14 protein-coding genes are annotated in these 20,588 nt (G+C 37.6%); 6 read left to right on the forward strand and 8 right to left on the reverse strand.

The features are described 5' to 3' along the window. Positions 1-152: 152 nt before the first annotated feature. From pepN to HBN50_RS04045, 3 genes are all read left to right on the forward strand, one after another. Positions 153-2,801, forward strand: a complete 2,649-nt coding sequence (gene pepN, locus HBN50_RS04035) for an aminopeptidase N (protein ID WP_273868139.1) — start codon at positions 153-155, stop codon at positions 2,799-2,801. A gap of 128 nt (positions 2,802-2,929) precedes the next feature. Beyond that, the gene (locus HBN50_RS04040; protein WP_273868140.1) at positions 2,930-6,712 is read left to right on the forward strand and encodes a hypothetical protein; all 3,783 of its coding nucleotides are present in this window, start codon (positions 2,930-2,932) and stop codon (positions 6,710-6,712) included. A 9-nt stretch (positions 6,713-6,721) separates the two neighbouring features. Further along, complete coding sequence (locus tag HBN50_RS04045; RefSeq protein WP_273868142.1) at positions 6,722-7,225, forward strand: hypothetical protein; 504 nt, start codon at positions 6,722-6,724, stop codon at positions 7,223-7,225. On the opposite strand, the gene HBN50_RS04050 is transcribed toward HBN50_RS04045, so the two are convergent. Together HBN50_RS04050 and fbaA are read right to left on the reverse strand one after the other, a co-directional pair. Then, complete coding sequence (locus HBN50_RS04050) at positions 7,222-7,785, reverse strand: hypothetical protein (protein WP_273868143.1); 564 nt, start codon at positions 7,783-7,785, stop codon at positions 7,222-7,224. The two genes, HBN50_RS04045 and HBN50_RS04050, sit on opposite strands and share 4 nt — an antisense overlap. Positions 7,786-7,826: 41 nt before the next feature. After that, entirely contained in the window at positions 7,827-8,852 is a 1,026-nt protein-coding gene (fbaA, locus tag HBN50_RS04055) for a class II fructose-bisphosphate aldolase (protein ID WP_273868145.1), read from the reverse strand. A gap of 147 nt (positions 8,853-8,999) precedes the next feature. Between fbaA and HBN50_RS04060 the strand changes: the two genes are divergently transcribed. The 3 genes from HBN50_RS04060 to HBN50_RS04070 all read left to right on the forward strand — a co-directional run bounded on the left by HBN50_RS04060 (position 9,000) and on the right by HBN50_RS04070 (position 13,639). Then, a complete protein-coding gene (locus tag HBN50_RS04060; protein ID WP_273868146.1) occupies positions 9,000-9,635 on the forward strand; it encodes a carbonic anhydrase in 636 nt (211 codons plus the stop codon). 195 nt (positions 9,636-9,830) lie between these two features. Then, positions 9,831-11,882, forward strand: a complete 2,052-nt coding sequence (locus HBN50_RS04065; RefSeq protein ID WP_273868147.1) for an alpha-ketoacid dehydrogenase subunit alpha/beta — start codon at positions 9,831-9,833, stop codon at positions 11,880-11,882. 179 nt (positions 11,883-12,061) lie between these two features. After that, positions 12,062-13,639 (forward strand): methyl-accepting chemotaxis protein, encoded by a 1,578-nt coding sequence (locus HBN50_RS04070; protein WP_273868148.1) that lies wholly within the window; start codon positions 12,062-12,064, stop codon positions 13,637-13,639. 33 nt (positions 13,640-13,672) lie between these two features. Here the strand turns inward: HBN50_RS04070 and HBN50_RS04075 are convergent, their stop codons facing one another. The 6 genes from HBN50_RS04075 to HBN50_RS04100 all read right to left on the reverse strand — a co-directional run bounded on the left by HBN50_RS04075 (position 13,673) and on the right by HBN50_RS04100 (position 20,585). After that, a complete protein-coding gene (locus HBN50_RS04075; RefSeq protein ID WP_273868149.1) occupies positions 13,673-14,020 on the reverse strand; it encodes a hypothetical protein in 348 nt (115 codons plus the stop codon). Positions 14,021-14,022: 2 nt separating this feature from the next. Further along, positions 14,023-16,263 carry a CHASE2 domain-containing protein gene (locus tag HBN50_RS04080; protein WP_273868150.1) on the reverse strand — a complete coding sequence of 747 codons (2,241 nt, stop codon included), beginning with the start codon at positions 16,261-16,263 and terminating at the stop codon, positions 14,023-14,025. 8 nt (positions 16,264-16,271) lie between these two features. Next, entirely contained in the window at positions 16,272-17,849 is a 1,578-nt protein-coding gene (locus HBN50_RS04085) for a tetratricopeptide repeat protein (protein WP_273868151.1), read from the reverse strand. An 87-nt stretch (positions 17,850-17,936) separates the two neighbouring features. Further along, positions 17,937-19,313 carry a FecR family protein gene (locus HBN50_RS04090; RefSeq protein WP_273868153.1) on the reverse strand — a complete coding sequence of 459 codons (1,377 nt, stop codon included), beginning with the start codon at positions 19,311-19,313 and terminating at the stop codon, positions 17,937-17,939. 236 nt (positions 19,314-19,549) lie between these two features. Then, positions 19,550-19,903: an arsenate reductase (glutaredoxin) gene (gene arsC / locus HBN50_RS04095; protein ID WP_273868154.1), complete on the reverse strand. Its 354-nt coding sequence runs from the start codon at positions 19,901-19,903 to the stop codon at positions 19,550-19,552. Positions 19,904-19,913: 10 nt separating this feature from the next. Beyond that, on the reverse strand, positions 19,914-20,585 hold the full coding sequence (locus HBN50_RS04100) for a hypothetical protein (protein ID WP_273868156.1): 672 nt from the start codon (positions 20,583-20,585) through the stop codon (positions 19,914-19,916). Positions 20,586-20,588 lie beyond the last annotated feature (3 nt).

Genomic DNA, 20,588 nt, shown 5'->3' on the forward strand with positions numbered 1-20,588 from the left:
TTTTAATCTTACAATGCTTCTTAAACAAGACAAGTGTAGGGAAAAAAGGTTCAAGTATTTTGGTAAATATACCCGAAATTACTGACAAAAAGAGCGTAATTGGGATAGGATGGCCAGAATTAGTGACGAAAAAAACAAAACTGGAGAAAGTGATGAAAGGTAATACTCCGAATGAAGTTTTATTAAGCGACTATAAAACTCTGGATTACAAAATTGTTGATGTTTATTTAACGTTTGATCTCGATAATACGGCCACAAAAGTTAAGGCCGTAATGAAAGTTATTCCTTCTTATGAAGGAGATGTTCAACCTCCTCTTATTCTTGATGGTGAAGAGCTAAAACTTGAATCTGTAAAAGTAAATGGTGAAAGCTTTTCAAGCTACAAAGAGGAAAACGATACTCTTATATTAGAAAATCTACCGACAACAGAATTTACGTTAGAAACAGATGTTGAAATTAACCCTGAAGCAAATAAGGCCCTTGATGGTCTTTACAAGTCAGGAGGTATTTTCTGTACACAAAACGAAGCGCAAGGATTTAGAAGAATTACTTATTTCCTTGATCGCCCAGATAACTTAGCTAAATTCACAACGAAAATGATTGCAGATAAGGCCGAATATCCAGTTCTTCTTTCAAATGGTAATCCACTTGAAGAGGGTGATCTGGAGAACGGTAAACATTTTGCTGTATGGGAAGACCCATTTTTCAAACCTTGTTACCTTTACGCACTCGTTGCTGGAGATCTTGCCCTCGTTCAAGACTCTTACACAACAGGATCGGGAAGAAAGATTGATCTTCGCGTCTACGTTGATAAAGGAAACGAAGGTAAATGTGACCACGCCATGGAAAGTCTTAAAAAGTCTATGAAGTGGGATGAGGATCGCTTTGGTTTAGAGTATGATCTTGATATTTATATGATCGTTGCCGTTGATTCATTCAATATGGGAGCGATGGAAAATAAAGGTCTCAATATCTTTAACTCTGCTTATGTTCTTGCTGACCAAGCTTCTGCAACAGATAAAGACTTCTACGGCATTGAATCAGTTATAGGACATGAATACTTTCACAACTGGACAGGAAACCGTGTTACTTGTCGTGATTGGTTCCAACTGACTCTTAAGGAAGGTCTAACTGTCTATCGTGATCAAGAGTTTTCGGCCGACATGAACTCTCGTGTCGTCGATAGAATCGATAACGTTAAAAGACTAAGAGCTGCTCAGTTCTCTGAAGACGCAGGTCCAAATGCTCACCCAATTAAGCCTAAGTCTTATATTGAAATTAATAACTTCTACACTGCAACTATTTATGAAAAAGGTGCAGAGGTTATCCGTATGTATGAAACTCTTCTTGGGCGTGATGGTTTTAGAAAGGGGATGGATAAGTATTTTGAACTCTTCGATGGACAAGCCGTTACAACAGAGGACTTCCTCCATTCAATGAGTGTTGCTAACAATAATTATGACTTCTCTCAATTTAAACTTTGGTATGACCAAGCGGGAACTCCTGTTGTTAAAGCTCTTTTCAATTACGATGAAGCAAATAAAGAATTTACTATTACATTTAAGCAATCAGTTCCTAATACTCCTGGTCAAGAAGATAAAAAAGCAATGCTTATTCCTATGAAGCTAGGACTTCTAGGGGAAAATGGAAAAGATCTTAAACTAGAACTTAAAAACAACTCTTCACAGACTAGACTTTCTGAAGGACTGCTTCTTCTTACAAAAGAAGAAGAGAGTTTTACATTTGTTAATGTTGATTCAAAACCAACACCTTCTTTAAATAGAAACTTCTCTGCACCAATTGTTCTTGAGACTGAAAATACGAGAGAAGATCTCGCTTTCCTACTTGCCAATGATTCAGATGACTTTAATCGATATGAGGCAGGACAAGAGCTTGCAACTCAAATTCTATGTGATCTTGTAGAATCTAAGAAAAAGGGTGAGCAACTTGTTTGTGATCCTGTCTTTGTTAAGGCCTATGGCGAGTTATTAAAAGATGAAAATCTTGATGATATGTTTAAGGCGCTGGCCCTTTCACTTCCTGAGGCGGGTTCAATTCACCAAAGACAATCGACAATTGATTACGCGGCAACTGATGCGGCCATTAATTTTGTTAGATGTACACTTGCAACAGAATATAGAACTCAGCTTGAGTTTACTTACGAGCAAAAAAGTGGTGCTACTGAATTTTCAATTACACCAGAAGCTATGGGACAGAGAGCTCTTAAAGGGAAAGTCCTGTCACTTCTAATGGAAATTGGAACTGATGATATCGTTGAAATCGTAAAGAAAGAGTATGATGAAGCAACAAATATGACAGATGAGTTAACAATGCTTACTCTTCTTGCTCACAACGATACAAAGTACACTGATGAAGCTCTGAGTTCATTCTATGCTAAGTGGAAAGATCAAACTCTTGTGTTTCAAAAGTGGTTAGCCGTACAGGCAACGATTCCATCAGACAAGGCCTATGATCTACTGTCTGTTCTTGAGAATGATGAGAAATACGATAAAACTGTTCCAAATATTGTGCGCTCACTTGTTGCTATGTTTGGAAGAAATTATCTCCAATTCAACCATGAGTCGGGAAGAGGATATAAGTATTTCGCTGATAAAATTTTAGAACTTGATAAGCAAAACCCACAAATTGCATCACGTTTTGCGACACTTTTCAAAGACTACTCACGTCTACCTGAGAACCTAAAGGGGCTTTGTAAAGTTGAATTAGAGCGTATCTCTTCTAAGTCAGATCTTTCTAAAAACGTTTTTGAAATTGTTTCGAAGACGCTTGCGACTAAATAGATTTATATTAAGGGGTCTTCGGACCCCTTTTTTCAGTGACTTAAACATATCATCCATTTCTTTGACACCGCTGTAATTTCTTCACTTCGACCTCTCTAATTCTTAGAATTTTAATAAGATAGAAGTCTATGAAAATGCTACTCACTCTGCTGTTATTTACTACTGTACACTCCTTTGCTCAAAAGACTCGTTGTTTTGATCTGGCCAAAACGTTCAATGCTAAAGAGCTTACTTCAGTTCATCTTGAAGAAGTTATTAAAGAAATTATTAAAATTGAACCACTGGCCTTTGAAAAGAGAAGAAATCTTGAGCGTGGAGAGTTGCCAAAAGTCGACAAAATTTTAAATGAATTATTTCCTTCTTCGAAATTCACTAGACGAATGCTTGTTAATCGTATTTTAAAAGATGCCAAAACAACAAAATGGGAAGAGGCCACTAAGAAATTTAATATTGATTCTTCAATTAAGACGACCTCATTCGATTTTTGGAGTGAAGATAAAATCATTTCTTTAGTTAAGTACTTAAATGATAATGAAAAAGTTGATATTCTTTTTCGCTCCTCTAAAAGTATGTCGAAAGAGGATGAAAAATTTTATTTAAAAACACTAGAAACTCTTTTTAATAGAACATTAACGCTTGATAATCTCAAAAGAAAAATGAAGGCCTTCAGTGGCACTAATAATGTCAAAGAGATGCTTACTTATTTTGGATTAAAAGAAAGGCATGTCTCAGATAAAAATGATCTTAATTACCAACAGATTGCAAAGGGTCTGCGATTATTAGAGCTGAGTTTACATGAGGGGTTTTACCAGGCGACAGCTGTAAGACAGTATGATCAAGAGCTAAATCGTAAATTGAGTGAAGCTTTAGGCGTTGAATATTCCTCCAATACATTTCATCTCTATGTCATGAAGAAATATGATCTTCAAAGTTGGAAGGATGTTCTTATAAAGTTTGGTCACTTATCTTCTCCAGTTGATGTGAAATTAAGTAATGGAGTCTTTTGGGATCGTTCAAAAGTATTGCAGATTTATAGAGATTTAAAAAAGAGCGAAGTTTTTAATTTTGTTCAAAATGCGACAAAAATTCAAAAAGAAAATAATCAAATTGTTGATCGTATTGTTAAAAAACACACGAGTGACTACTTTTCTGGAAAGTCATTTCGACGTAATGCTTTAGATATTACGCTGTCGAAGAACTGGAAAGAGTGCCTTTCAAAGTTAGAGCGATTAGATTCTCTCTCTTATATTTCAAAAGAAAAAATTTACGAATTCCTCACTTCACTACAAGATGCTGGTCACTATCTGACTCAAAATACAGTTCTTAATCTGAATCAAAAAGAGTTTGATCGAATTTTTAAAAATGAGATCTCAAGGGAAGACATTGCTGATTATATTGAATTACATGGTGGATTTGATTCATTTAAAAAACGTTTCTACGATACAACGACAAGAAATTACGAGAAGTATTCTTCAACATTTTTAAGGTCAATTGCTACGAAATTATTCGAACAACATATTTTCTTAGATCAAAACTATATTAAAGAGAATGCCAAAGAAATTGATAAGATATTCAAAGATCGATACGCCTTAGAGGTCGATACTCTCGATTTTTACAGTTATGTTCAAAATTCAAAGTTAATCACTCAGTTGTATGAGCATCAATTAAGCCAATTTAGTGAAAAAGACTTAAAAAGTTTTCTCGATGTTTATATTGTATCAAGAGAAGCTGATAGCTTGAACAAAATTTATCGCTCTAAAGAATTTCATCAAATATTGAATGAACGATACCATGGAACTTTATCGGTTGAAGCTTTCTTCCATCTAGTTAAAAAGTATATTCCAGATTATGGAGAGTATGTTCAAGGTATTCTTGATCAGTCGTTCACATTTAATCATGAAGTTGCAGTTAAGCTTTATGAAAGGTTAGATAAAGAGATGGTTCCATCGAGATGGACTATTAGTCGTAATTGGAATCGAGCAAAACCTATCATTGCTGAAGTTTTGGGTATTGAGTTATCACAAGCTTCCTTTTTTAGAAAAATCGATCGGTTGTCCGGTGGTCAGGATGAAGTCGCTCTTTTTCTAGGAAATAAGTATAGCGGAGTTAAAAATTATAGTGAATATTCGGCCTTTCTCTATGATGTTTCTACTATTATAGGAAATGAGAACTTATCGCTTTTTGAACAAAGAAAAGCTGTCTCTAGTCTTTATAAAAAGCGATTTGGAGTTCGTCCATCAGATCGTGTTGTTATTAAGGCGATGAAAAAGGCCGTCTCTTCAAAAGATTCAATTATTACTATTGCTCGTTATATGCAAGCGAAAAAGGAAGAGGCAATCTCCTTGTTAAAAGAGAACTCTCAATTGTTTCAATTTTATTTTAGTAAAGATTTAGATAAGATAAAGAATCTTCTAATTCCCATTTATGACAAAGAAGTACTTAAAGACTTTTCTGATTACAGCTTTAGAGTCCTCTTTAAAGAGGCCTTTCCCAATTATTATGATCGCCATAAAGCGATGGTGAGTGAAAAAAGAGGTCATCTAATTAAGTCACTTGTTGAAGTGAGTAAAAAGTATGATTCATTTGAAGAGCGTGTTCACAAAGGCTCTGCTCTGGTTTCGAAATTTTTAGAAAAAGAGACTCTTCCCAAAGATGAGTTTTATAGCTTTCTCTACAAGTATGCCCCTGCGGTTCGAGAAAAATTTGTTTTAAATAGTTTTAAATCTTTGCAAATAGAGGAGTTTCGTAAGGCCCTAGCACTTGATCAAGAACTTCTTACTAGTCGATCTCTGCACGAGAGCTACTTGCGAGGGCGTGAATTAACGGCGAATTATTTAAAGGACTTTTCTTTGGAAAGTAGAGTTTCGATTCTTTTAGAAGCTGTTGGAGCTAATCGAGGTCACTATGTGGCGTTTGGACGTTTTGAAAAAAGAGAGCTCATCAAGCAAAAACTTAATGAGCTTCTTGAGCAATATAAAGAGGATCAGATTCGATTAGAAGAACTAAAAGAAATTCGAAAACAGTTAAATCTCTACGTTGGCCATAAGATGAGCAATAGTGCTTTTACATCACTACTTCTTGAGGTAGCGCCAGTTGTTCATAAGAATAATGTTCGAATCAAAAACCAGGTTGTCATTGATCAGGTTAAAGATCAATTCTTAAAGAGACTAGAAGAACTTCGTCTCCCAAATAAGCACGAGAATCTGTCTGCGAACTGGTCTAGTGCAAAGTCTGTGCTTGAAGAAATCGTAGGATTTGAAGTTAAGTATTACACAATTAATCGACTTTTAAATGCTGTTATTACGCCTGAAAATAGGGGTTATTTCTCTAGAGCTACATCTAGAAAGTATGTTTTAGAGCTTCTTCAAGAGCATTTTGTTCATCTCTTTGAAGAGACATTTGTTCTTAATACTCCTTCTGAAAATTATGCTCTTTTAGGAAGTACGATTAAGAAAATAACAGGGAGAAATAGAGTCCACCGCTTTGACATTGCTTATTATGTCGCAACATTGGGACTTAATCCACAGGATTTTGCCCTTGATGAGGCCCTTGTCGATATCATTATTCTTCGAGAGGTTAAACCTAATCATTACGATCCTGAAATCAATTATGGCTATGAATACGTTGATGGTCAGGCCCAGCGTGTTCTTGTGGAATATGAATCTGAAGTGGACGAAGTTCTCTTTGATAGTGAACATGAAAACGTAGATGATATTGTGTCTTACTTTGGAATTACTGATGCCAATTGGATTAAAGTGATTGAAGCGATTGTTAATCATGATAAATTTGATATCATGGATATCTATCGTCATTATGAAGGCCAAATCTCTGTAGATGCGATCACAAAAACAATGCAGGAAATGGTCAAGGATGATGAGTTTATTGGCTTTATCATGGATAAGTATAAATAGGAGCAGCTTGTGAGTGAAGAGTTTTCAAAAGAAGAATTAGAAAAAAGAATGCACGACAAGAATGTAGAGATGCTTAGAAGTGAAGGAGGGCTTGAGTCTCTTCTTATTTTTAATCTCGAGAACTTTGCTTATCGCTATCTTGAAACTGCATCTTGTAAAGATATTAAATGTAAAAGTGATGCTAAAGGTGATCTTTGGGTTGAATCATTTGAAGAAGATATTCTCGTTGCTCTCAAGTGGAACAATGAAGAACTCAAAAAGGGACTCATTGAGCTTTGTAAGATCTATCCTGGAGCTAAGTCAAAAGACTTAAAGGTGAAGCTCTTACTTGGAACAAAAATTGTCAGCGATAGTGAAGTCCAGTGCTATGGCCAAATTAATTGGGATTATCCCCAGTTTGATTACAAAAGTGAAAAGTCGATCTCGAAAAAAGAGAACTTCTCATTTAATGATCCAATCCTTCTTCGTAATACTCATGCGGCCATCCTTGAGCGCATGGCCGATATTTTTTAATTCAGCTTTATTTTTCTCAATTCTTTAATCGTTTGTTGATTATAAAGGCTTATTCTAAGAGTAGAGTAAGCCGCTTCTTTCACAACATAGTCACGATATTCAAGTTTTGTTGCTCCACTGAGAGCATCAACCATGTCGCGTGGGTTCTTTATTCCTTTGAAAATAGGAGGATTCATGAGAACGAGTAATTCCAGCCTTTGATAGTCTTCAAAACTAAAAGGAGCATGGTTTTTCTTTGTTAATCCTTCTTTTGATTGTAGCTGAAGATAGGATTTATCTGCTTTATAAAAAAGAGTGAAGACAACGGGAAGGCAAGCACTTTTACAGCCTGTGGTTGTATTGATTTCTCGAATAAATCCTAGAAGCCTTTTCGAATTGTCATAGGCACTGAGTACTTTCGTATTGATTGGCTCTTCACTAATGGGATCAGCAATAGTGTGGGATTTTGTATAGGTGATTTTTTTGAAGGCCTTTTGATAATAGTCGAGTTTTTCTTTTGGAACAGATTCAAAGGCCAGTGAGTGACTAATGAAAAGTGAGATTAGAATTAAGATTTTCATAGAAATAGAATACCGCTCCTTAGAGCGGTATTCAAGAGTATTTAAGCTAGGATTGATTTTCCATTTGATTTTAGATCAGAACAAGCTTGTTTGATTCGATCACACATCGACTCTTCACCTTGTTTCATCCATGCTCTAGGATCGTAGAATTTTTTATTTCCAACTTCACCTTCGATTTTTAGCATAGCATCGTAGTTTTTAAACATATGATCAACAACGGCCCTCGAGTAAGCATATTGAGTATCTGTATCAATATTCATTTTGATTACACCATAACCAAGAGTTTCATGGATCTCACTTAGTTCACTTCCAGAGCCACCGTGGAAAACTAGATAGTGTCTGGCCTCTTTACCGAATTCTTTTTCAACGGCATCTTGTCCATCTTTTAGAATTTCTGGGCGAAGCTTAACATTACCAGGCTTGTAAACTCCGTGAACATTTCCAAAAGTTGCCGCATACATAAATTTTCCAATTGGGCGAAGAACTTTTGCTACTTCTACCATCTCTTCTTTTGTTGTATAGAGTTTATCAGCAGGGGCATCTTCATTGTTAACGCCATCTTCTTCTCCACCAACAACACCAGTTTCGATTTCAAGAATGATTTCACTTTTTGCACATCTCTCAAGAAGTTCTTTACTCATTTTGATATTTTCTTCTGTAGGAAGAACTGAACCATCAAACATATGTGAATTGAAAAGATTAGGGAGACCCTTTTCTCTTCTTTTTTCTGTTTCTTCGATCAGAGGAATAAGGAAACTTTCTACTTTTTCTGGGTGGCAGTGGTCAGTATGAAGGGCAATGCAAACATCATATTTCTCGGCCATAAGGTGAACGTGTTGGGCAATAGATATAGCACCAAGAACTTCATCTTTTACAGCGCTACCAGAGGCAAATGATCCTCCGCCAGTTGAAACTTGAATGATTCCATCTGACTTCATGTCGCTAAAGGCCTTCAAGGCAGCGTTAGCTGTTGATGTTGAAGTGACATTAATTGCTGGATAAGCGTATCCTTCGTTGGCCGCTTTATCGAGCATTTGGCAGTACTGTTCGTACGATGCTACTGGCATGAGAGCTCCTTAAATGATTGAATTATTACTCGCGAATATTAAAACATAGAGAGAGCGGGGTAGGCAAAGACTTTAGCTCTTTTGTGCAGTGAGTTTTGCTAGATTTTATGAGAGTTGTTTATGATGGGCAAAAAAAAGGGAAAAATCATGGATAAACTTTTTAAAGGGATTATGAAGTTTAAGAAACAAGATTTTGAAAAGCATAAAGAGCTTTTTAAAAAACTTGGAAGAAAGCAAGAGCCGCACACTCTTTTTATCGGTTGTGCCGATTCACGAGTTGTGCCAAGTATGATCACAAATACCTTTCCAGGTGAACTGTTCATCATTAGGAATGTTGCTAATATCGTACCTCCTTATCGTGATACAGAGGAATGGGTATCAACGACTTCTGGAATTGAATACGCCGTAAAAGCACTTAATGTCGAAAATATCGTTGTCTGTGGTCACTCTAATTGCGGTGGGTGTGCTGCGATGAATGCTCCTGTTGAATCACTTGATGAGGTGCCTCACGTAAGAAGATGGCTTGAAGTTTCTAAAGAAGTACGAGGGCGTGTTGATCGCTTGATGACAGGGGATTCAGAAGAAGAGCGCGAATGGCTAACTGAGCAGGTCAACATTCTGGTACAAATGAGAAACCTTCTGACGTTTCCCTATATCAAGGAGCGTTATGAAAGAGGTGAAATCAAAATTTATGGTTGGCACTATATTATCGAAACGGGTGATATTTATAATTATAACGACTCTGAAGATGAGTTTCAGTTGTTTGATCCCGCCTCATTGTAATTTATTTATTACGCCTCTAAGTTCTTGATATTATAGCTCCTTTAGTCACACGTCCATCGTGCCGATAAAGGAGCTAATTTTCGCAAAGATTTTCCCATGAACACTGACTCCCTAAGGTTTACTGAATGGAGCCATTGTGTTTAATTATGGGGACTTAAACCATTCAATAATAATTCAACATAATGAGGAAAGATTATGGCAAAGAAAGTAAAGCCAACTAAGCATTACACGCTTAAGAAAACGAGCAAAGATACTCTTCAAAATTGGTATGAGCTTCTTTCTCTTGGGCGCATGATTGACGATAGAGCGCCTAACTACCTTAAGCAGGCCATCGGTTGGTCATATCACGCACCATATGCTGGTCACGACGGAATTCAGCTAGCGATTGGACAAACATTTGAAAAAGAAACAGACCATCTGTTTCCATATTACAGAGATATGCTAACAGCTCTTGCTTCAGGTTTAAGCGCTGAAGAGCTTATTCTTAATGGGATCTCTAAAGCGACAGACCTCGCCTCAGGTGGGCGTCACATGTCTAACCACTTTGCTAAGCCTGAGTGGAATATTCACAACGTTTCTAGTTGTACAGGAAACCATCCTCTTCACGCTGTTGGTGTTGCTCGTGCTATGAATCGCTACGATCACAAGGGTGTAGCTTTCTCTTCTCAGGGAGAGTCATCAGTTTCTGAGGGATATGTTTACGAAGCAATTAACGGTGCTTCACGCGAGAAGCTTCCGGTTGTTTTCGTTTTCCAAGATAATGGATACGGGATCTCTGTTCCAAAGTGTGATCAAACGGCCAACGAATTTGTTGCTGATAACTTCATGGGATTTTTAAACCTTCACATTATTCACTGTGATGGAAAAGATATCTTCGATTCAATGAACGCTATGAAAACGGCCAGAGAAATTGCTCTTGAAAAGAGCGAGCCAGTTATCGTTCACGCTCATTGTGTTCGTATTGGTTCTCACTCTAACTCTGATAAGCACGAGTTATATAGAGACGAAAAAGAGAGAGAAGATGTTAAAAAACAAGATCCTCTCGTGGCATTTAGAAAGACACTTATCAAAGAAGGAATCTTCACAGAAGCTGAGCTTGATGAAATTGATGCTGCTAAAAAGAAAGAGCTTCTTGAAGCTCACACTCTAGCGATGAAAGCACCAAACCCAACTCCAGAGTCTATTTATGACTTTGTTTTTGCACCAGCTCACGAGCCACAAACTTATGTTGATGGAACTCACAATGAGCAGGGTGAGCCAATGAAGTTCATCGATGCTCTTAATGGACAACTTAAAAAAGAATTCCGTGAAAACCCAAATACATTTATCTGGGGTCAGGATATGGCCAACAAAGATAAAGGTGGGATTTTCAACGTTTCAAAGGGAATGCAACAAGAGTTTGGAAAAGAGCGTGTATTTAACGGGCCAATTGCTGAGGATTATATTCTTGGAACTGCAAATGGTTTCTCACGTTTTAGAAAAGACATTCGTGTTGTCGTTGAAGGTGCTGAGTTTGCTGACTATTTCTGGCCAGCAATGGAGCAATACCTTGAATGTTCTCATGATTACTGGAGATCAAATGGAGCTTTCGCTCCAAATGTTGTCATCAGATTAGCCTCTGGTGGATATATCGGTGGTGGACTTTACCACTCTCAAAACCTTGAAGGGAATATCGCTGGTATTCCTGGTGTTAGAGTTGTTTGTCCAGCTTTCGCAGACGATGCTGCAGGACTTTTAAGAACAGCTATGCACTCAGAGGGACCAACTCTTTACCTCGAGCCAAAAGCTCTCTACAACGCGAAACAGGCAATGGCCGTTGTTCCTGAGAACTTTGAAGTTCCATTTGGAAAAGCTCGCGTTAGAAAAGAGGGAAGTGATTTGACTGTTGTTACTTATGGAAATACTGTTCATCACTGTCTTGAAGCGGCCGAAAAACTTTCGGCAGAAGGTTATAATGTTGAAGTTATCGACCTTAGATCTCTTGTGCCTCTAGATGAGCAAACAGTTATCGATTCAATCGCTAAGACTAATCGTTGTCTTGTTGTTCACGAAGACAAGGTCTTTGGTGGATTCGGTGGTGAGATTGTCGCGATGATTAATGAAAAAGCATTTGAGCACCTCGATGCTCCTGTTCATCGTGTTGGTTCAACATTTACTCCTGTCGGATTCAATAGAATCCTTGAGAAGGCCATCCTTCCAAATACAGATAAAGTTGTTGAGGCCATGAGAAAGCAACTTGCCTACTAAGCTTGTAATATCAAGAAATCCCCTCAAAAATGAGGGGATTTCTGTCTTTAGATAAACTCTTCAAGTTATTGAAAATCGTATATATTCTTTTTTTTTCCAAAAATTAAGTCATCTTAAGTTTTAAACCCTACGAATATGTAAATAGAAGTTTTTCTATTTAAGTCAGGGGTTACATAATTATGAAAAAGCTAAGCCTTAATACCAAGGTTCTTATCCTAGCTCTTGTTCCTTTTATCGTCTTTAATTTGATATCTCTAACGAGCTCATATGTATCGACAAAGGACGCTTTGATTAAAGAAAAGAAGTTCCTTTTAGAAGATGTCATTTTAACTGCTGAAAGTGTTCTACAGGCCTATGTTAATGAAGTAAAAGAGGGAAGATTAACTGAGAAAGAGGCCAAGGGGCTCGCTGCAAATTATCTAAGAACACTGCGCTATGGTCGCGATAAGGATGATTATCTTTGGGTTCAGGATTTTGAGCCAAGAATGATCTTTCACCCAAAGAGCTCTCTCGAAGGAAAGAGTCTTGTTGAATTTAAAGATAAGGGTGGAAAACTCTTTTTTAACGAGATGGTTGATGTCGTAAAAAAACAAGACCATGGTTATGTCGATTACCTGTGGACTGATAAAAAAGATCCTAAAAAACATGTTCCAAAACTGTCTTTTGTTAAAGCATTTAAGCCATGGGGATGGATTTTAGGAACAGGAATTTATATTGAAGATGTTAACGAATATATTTTCAATCTCATGGCCAAGTTTATTGGATTTTCAATTCTTGGAATGGTTGTGATGGCCTTTATTATTAGCTTCGCTATTAAAAAAGGAGTTTCAGCACCACTTCTTCTTATTGCTAATAAACTCAAGCAAACGGCCGTTGAAGTTACTAAAGGCTCTAATGAAACACTAGAAACTTCAAAACAATTAAATAACTCAACTCAAAACCAAGCTTCATCGCTACAAGAAACGGTGGCCTCGATTGATGAAATTTCGGCCATGATTAATAGAAATAGTGATTCAGCTCAGATGTCTAGACAAACCAGTAGCGAAAGTCAAAGTGCTGCTGAAGATGGAAAGGCGACAGTTGATGATATGTTGCAATCAATTCGAGAAATTACCGATACCAACTCTCACGTCATGAATAAGATGGAAGAGTCAAATAGACAAATCGAAGAGATTCTAAATGTTATTAAAGAAATTGATGATAAGACGAAAGTCATTAATGACATTGTTTTTCAAACAAAACTTCTCTCATTCAATGCCTCTGTTGAAGCCGCTCGTGCTGGAGAGTCAGGAAAGGGATTTGCCGTTGTTGCTGAAGAAGTCGGAAACTTAGCTTCTATGAGTGGTAAGGCATCTGAAGAGATTCGAAGCCTCATTGATCAAAGTATTAAGCGTGTTGAAGATATTGTCTCTGGAACAACATCTATGGTTGAGGGACTGATTAAAGAAGGAACTGCAACTGTTGAAAAAGGAACTTCTAAGGCCCAAGACTGTAAGATGGCCCTGGATGGAATTCTAAGAAATGTTATGAGTGTTAATGAAAAGGTTGGAGAAATTGCCATTGCTTGTGGTGAGCAGGCAACAGGTGTTGATGAGATTACAAAGGCCATGAGACTTTTAGATCAAGTGACTCATGAAAATACTCAGGCCGCTCAGCAGACCTCTTCAAATGCGGAACAATTAAGAAAACAAGCGGAGAATCTCGATGGCGTTGTCGTCAATGTTATTGAGCTTGTAAACGGATCTAAAGCTGCCTAGACCTGTCATATTGGATAAGGAAAGTGAAGAATTTCACTTTCCTTGCCTTTCTAAAATTTCTAGAATTTCTTGATAATCTTTTTTCTTTAACTTTACAGCTTCTTCTTTGAAAATCTGGATAAAGCTATCCAAGTCACTTTCACTTGTCGTATCGACAATTTCAGAGAGATTTTTTCTTGGATCTTCATCACCTGAAATGACATGCCCATGTGCAAAGATGCCCTGATCCCAAGTGATGTAATAATCTTTTTTACCATGGAAGTGGATTTCAAAATAAATGAGTTCTTTGTCTTTTCTATGAAAGGAAAACTGGAGATGAATATCACTCCAGTGTTCAATGATTTTACCGTCTTTTTTTTCTTTTCTAAACTTCTTTAACATAATTACTTCGATGTTAGAGTGTAGACCCCATCCCAATTTGGTGCGGGAGGAACTTCTTTGTATTGCTTACAACGTTCAATGTAGATTTCAGAAGGATTTGTTTTCTTTCCCTTAAGGGCAGGAAAACGCTCATACTCATATTCGAGGGATTGATTAAAATACTCGAGTGCCTGATCCCACTGCTGAGAACGATAGGCTTCCAGTCCTTTTTGAAAAGTTTCACTTAAATTAACGAGAAGTTTCTTGGCATCGGTTTTAATATCTAAGAGCTCAAATGTTGTAACAGGAATTGACTTTCCAACAACGCGAATCGTATCGAGTTCACGCCAAAGAAATACATCTCCAGTTAATTCTTTTGTATCTTTATTTACTTGTGTAAAAACACCATATTGCTTTGCGGACTCTTCAAGCCTGGCGGCTAGGTTAACGGCATCTCCCATCATTGTATAGTTCATCCTCGAGGCAGACCCCATGTTCCCAGTAACGATTTCTCCAGAGTTGATACCAATTCTCATTCTCATATCGTGGACAATTTGCGGCCACTTATTACCTTGAGACTTCCATCTCTTTCTAAGTTTTCCTAGGGCCTTCTGCATACGGATGGCCACTCGACAGGCGCGTATGGCATGGTCTTCTAGTGGCATTGGAGCACCAAAGAAAGCGATAATGGCATCACCTTCATATTTATCAAGTGTTCCTTTTTCATCGAGAAGAATGTCAGTCATCTCTGTCAGGTATTCATTTAAAAGCTCAACCAGTTGAGTGGCCGTGAGTTTTTCAGAAAATGTTGAGAAACCTTGAATGTCAGTGAAATAAGCAGTTCGAACACCGCTATCTCCTCCTAGCATTGGTGGTTTTCCAGATTCATACATTTCATCAATTAATTCTGGCGAGATATAAGATCCAAAGGCACTTTTTAAGAAGGCCTTGTCTTTATTGGCCAGGTAGAAGTGTAGAAATGTGTTCCATGAGTAAGAGGCGCCCATACTGAAGAGACAGAAAAAGAGTTTAATTTCATACCCTTTAGGAATGAGGTAATAGGTATCAAAATAATAAACACCTAGAGAAACAGCAACAACTGTAACTAAGTCGGCAATAGGGTTTCCAAAAAATTGAACTCCTAAGACAATGAGAGTACAGATGATAAGAATGACCCATGAGTATTTTGTCGATTCCCCTTGAGGTACGAAAAAACGGCCTTCTAAGAGCATATTGGTAAAGTTCATGTGAAAGTAGACCCCTGGTAGCATCGAGTCTACAGGCGTATGTCTAAGGTCATAGGCGCCAAAGGCACTGGCCCCTACAAAAACAGCTGTCCCATCAAATATCTCTTTCATTTTCTGGTCACTGTCACTTGCTGTAATGATGTCGTAAATGGGGACTTTTGGAAAATGATTTGATCCACCCAACCATCTTAGTTTTGTTTCACCAAGAAAGTTTATGGACATGGTCCCATTTTTTACCGTGAGCTTTGCATCTTCTGGCGTTAAATATTCAAAGAGGGGTTTGTCATCAGTTAAAAATTCATAAGTAGCGAGAGCATAAGAAGGAAAATAGAGAGTGTCGACGTTTCCAATGAGTCGGTAGTGCCTCATAATCCCATCGGCATCTGCCTGCACTTGAATGTGTCCAAGGGCCGGCTCGGCATTTAAAAGGGGATCAATAGGATAAACAGATTTCGAAACCTCTGAATCGATGAGGTTAAGTCCTTCTGCTTGTTTTGTATCCATTATATAGTTGTAAAGATGCTCTGGAATATCGCTAAAGACATCTTCTTGTTCTTGGTTTTTGAAATTGATTTTGTAGGGGAGAATGACCCTATTTCCTGGAACTTGTTGAAATCTTCTAATCGCATTTCCAAGCTCTATATCGGGATTTTCTTCGTTACAGGTTTGAGACTCTTCTGCAAAGAATACGTCAAAGGCAATAACTTTAGCACCATAGGTTCTAAGCTTGTCGATTAGTTGTGTCCACGTCACTCTGGAAACTGGCCACTGTCCTAGATTTTGAAGGGAATAGTCATCAATATCGGCCATGACTAAACGTTTTTCAACTTTGTCTGGGATGAGAGTACTTTTCATTCGATAGTCATAGAATCGATCTTCAAAAAATGATGTGTAATAGAAGATTTTCTCGATTCTTGGATCAGTGAAGTCCCTTTTAGCAATGGAGAAGAAAACACTGATGGCACTGAAGCATATTATGATAAAGAGTCCAGTGTATTTGACTATGCGAGAGATCATCGTTGTTCCTAGTAATTATAAGTTATATCAGTCGTCGTTGAGTGCTTTGTATACTCTTGGTCGGCATCGTCCGATGTTTGTTTCGAGTAACTATAACCAAAATCAATACTGAAGTTTGGATTGATTTTTCTTGTTAATTTTATACTTGGATTAAGAAGCTTCTCTTGGCCTCTTTGCTCACTCTTCGTTTCATCATCATAACTTGTCAAAGTCGCTGAGAAGGCGAGGTTAAGTGATGTCTTAAACATAAAGTCTGGAATAATGTAGTCAACTCGAAAGAGATTTGTATTTGTTGAATTTGTCGTATCGTTGAAGTTATCGTTCATGTCATATTGCCAAAGAAAAATTCCAAGGTGACCACTTTTAAAAACCATGATCTGATCTACGGAGATGGTGTTGGTGTTAAAGTGAAGAGTGTCTTTGTATGAACGAAATGTTTTTCTTTTATATTTTACAGTCGTATTTCCAAGAGAGAAGAACTTAAATTTTTCTCCAAATGTATAAGTCCATGTCTTGTTATTGAAAACGAGAGTTTGCTCACTGTTTACATCTCTTTTTTTGTAATCGTAATCAACTTCAAAAAGGGTTGATGCTGGAGCATTGAAGAGCTTGTGTTCAAAAGTATTTTTCACATCAATACTATATTGAAAACTGTCGTTTGAATAAACTTCTGAATTATCTTGGTCTTGGTGCTTAACCTTGTTAAGTGAAAGGCTTGGCTTTACTGTGTAGCGCTTTTTAAAGTCAAAAAGGTAAGATGTTTTAATGTCAGTCTCAAAAATAAAAGAATCTTTCTGAGTGTCCTGAACATCTGGACTGTCTGTCGTAAGTGTAATGTTATTATCGTATTCAAAAGTTTGAGTTGCACTGAGACGAAAGCGCTTTTTTGAAAGTCTCTTTCCATTGATCATAAGATCAGGATCGAGTCCAAATTCTTTTTGAATCTCTTTAACTCTCTTTGCTGCATCTTTTGCGACTTGAGATTCTTCGTTCATTTTAACGACTTTGTTCATCTGAGGTAGGATGTAGCTTTTTACAAGTCTTCTCGCATCTTTTTTATCACGGGCCATCTCCAAGAGAACTTCAGCTAATTGAAAGCGAGAGACTTGTTTGAGTTCATCAGATGATGATTTTTCTTTTAGAACTTTGACATAAAAGGACTTTGCAATTTTATACTCTTCAAGAACTTGAGAGATGTGGGCGATGTAATAAAAAGAAGTTTCCTTTTTAAAGTTGGATTTAGAGGCCTTAAAGAAGGCCTTTCTCGCTTTCTCTAATTCATTAGAAGCATAAAGAGATTGACCTAGCTCGTAGTAGACATCTTCTGTTTCGTTCTTGTTTAGAATGGCCTTTGAAAGATAGAAGGCCGCTTTGTCATATTGTTGTAGTCTCGAATAACTTATTCCAAGGAGATAGTAGCGAGTTCCATCCGTCTTTTTATTTTCTTTCATTTGCTCAAGAGTTTGTGCTACTTCGGCATAGGAACCAAGTTTAAACTTTTTATAAACTTCTATAAATTGTTCAGGAGTTTGAGCAAGTGTAGCAGTTGAAAAGAGAAGTCCTAATACTAGGGGAGTCAATTTCATTTTCTTTCCTTGAAAATGGTAAAAGGCCTTCATCGTGAAGGCCATTATTTTAAATAACTTATGTTCTTATTATAGAGTGAAAATCTTTTATTGAGAATTGATAATAAATTTTACCCGTGCTCTTTTCTCAATTGTTTCATTTACTGTCTCTTCGATGAAATCATCTCTATCTTCAACGATACAGTCTACACAAGCGAGATCCTCAGGTAATTGAGGTGGTTCGAAATCATCAATTTCTACTTCTTCATTTATTGTTGGCTCTATTGGACCATCCGCGATTACTGGAGGTGCTTCCTCAGGTAATGGCTTTTCACCATCAAGGTTAGGTCCATCTCCTTCAGCCGAAGCTGGAGCTCTTCCATCTTTTCCATCGTTGGCGATAACTTCTTTTGGTTTATTGACAAATTTTCCAGAAGCCGTCAGGTCAAACTTGTCATTTACATACTGCCCTGTAGAAGGGTCAAAGCGTCCAAAATCTGCTGGTGGAATAAATGTATTAGACACAGGGTCAAATGCACTTCCTGGAGGAGGAGGAATATATTGAGCTGTTTTAAGGTCGATGTAACCACCTGCTGGAGGAGCATAGGCACCTGTTTCAGTGTCTTTCATCCCTTCTGGTGGAGGCGTGTTTGCTACGGCACCAAGTTCTTTTGAGATTTCTTTATCAACGGCCTTAACCATTTCGCTACCAAGACTCTTTGCCATTTCTTTTTCAATGCTTGATCCTGAGTTTGCAAATTCTTTACTATTTACACCTGGAGGAACAGGCTTTCTAAAAGTCTTTTTAGAGGCGCTTGAAGATTGGACTTTTTCTTTTACAATTCCCGACTCGTTCTTTTTAAGTGTTTCAAATTGAGAAGGGTTCATTTTTGTTGGTAGTGTTGGTCTATTTCCCGCTCTAGGAGCAACCGCCGAGAATGTTCCTTGCTTAACCATAACGGCATTTGGATTTGATACGACTTTTTCTAAATTATCTTGAACATTTGATCTTGCTTGTTCTGCATTTTCAATTTGCCCCATGGCAACAGCACCTTCAAAGGTGATGAGAGTCGTGTTCTCATTTTCAGGAGAAAAGTTAACTTGAAAGTCCGTTCCACGAACACCCATGGCCGCAGTTTTCGTTTTGATGTAGAGCTTCGATTTGCTCTTGTCCATATCCATGTAGTCTTTTGTAACTTTCGATCTCAATTGCCCTTTCATGAGTGTGATAATTCCAGCTTTCTTTCTTGGGAATTTATCAATGATCATTTGAGAAGAGGGTCCTAAGTTCATTTGTGACTTATCAATAAAGAGAAATTTTACAAAACTCTTTGGCTCTGTATTAACGATTGCGCCCTCTGGGAGCCAGTCGCCTTTTTTAATAGTTAAAACTTTCTCTCCAACTTTTGCTTGAACTGTACCCCTTAGGATAATGGCCTTCGCAACACCTTTGTCTTTGGCGGCAAAGACTTGCTGAAAACTCATAAAGGTTCCCAGTAGGAGAGTAAAAATTAAGCAAATTTGGATACTACCTTTTCTCATAAAATAAGCCTCAATTAGGTTAGGTGGGCAAATAAGTCTTAACCTGTATCGACATTATAGAAGGGTTCTTTATAGTAGAAGGTAAGTGTTTGATATTTAGTTATGATGAAAAGATCTTGATGATTAAAATGGCCAAAGATTCAGTCATTTGATGAACTTTGGCCATAAATTTTAACAATTTAGATGATTTGGAGAAGATTCTCTGGTGGACGGCCAACGGCTGCTCTGTCTTTGGATACTAGAAGAGGTCTCTCTAATAGAACAGGGTTTTCAACTATTGTCTTGGCCCATTGCTTGTCTGTCAGTGTCTTGTCTTTGAGATTTAGTTCTTTAAAAGTAGCTTCCTTAGTGCGGACTAGCCCTTCAAGAGGAGAGAGCTTTGCCTTTTTAAAGATCTCGAGAACTTCTTTTTCAGTCATTGGTTCTTTTAGGTAAAGTTTGACTGTAGGCTCAACGCCTTTTTCTTTTAAAAGCTCGAGCCCTTGACGGCTTTTTGAGCAACGAGGGTTGTGATAATAAGTGAGCTCTTTCATTTTTTATCCTTTAAAATATGACAAGCCCAATCGTTAGGATGAGGCTTACCGTTTTAATATCTTGATCAGCGTCCTGTTCAGAGAGGATATCTATTTCTTTTCTATCTGAACGATCGACTAAACTAACTTTTCGCGAGCGATAATAAGCTAGCATGAGTTGAACAAAAGCAGGGTGCTGTTCTTTGAACTCTGTCTGCTCTTCAACACCAATGACAAGGGCACCACCTTCGGAGTCATAAGTCAGTTTGTGATCTTTTACAGGAATTCCGTTGGATTCGAAATCATCGAGTTCAATACTTTGAAGAACCCACGAAGGGCCAGCGGCAAAGTAGATATTCCAATTCTTGTAGGGCATGTATTCCGTAGTGTATTTAAGTAGTGGCGTAAGGCTCACTGATCGAATATTTCCCGTTCCTTGAACTGAGTCATTTTGGTATTCAAATTTAAGTCCCTCGGCCTTGCCAAAATAGATCTCTGAAGAAACGTTGAGCTCAAACTTCTTTCGACGATAACCAAACATTGTTCCAAGGCCATAGCCTCCTAGCTGATCTGTCGTCTCTAGGCTTGTTCCAATCTTAGAGACTGACGCTAGAAATCCTCCTCGTAGGACGAGTTCATTTTCAAAGCCCATGGCCTGAATAGATGTAAGGATAAATAGGGTTGTTAAAAATTTGCTCATCATTAA

It is taken from the genome of Halobacteriovorax sp. GB3, from assembly GCF_028649655.1.
Classification (GTDB): Bacteria; Bdellovibrionota; Bacteriovoracia; order Bacteriovoracales; family Bacteriovoracaceae; genus BSW11-IV.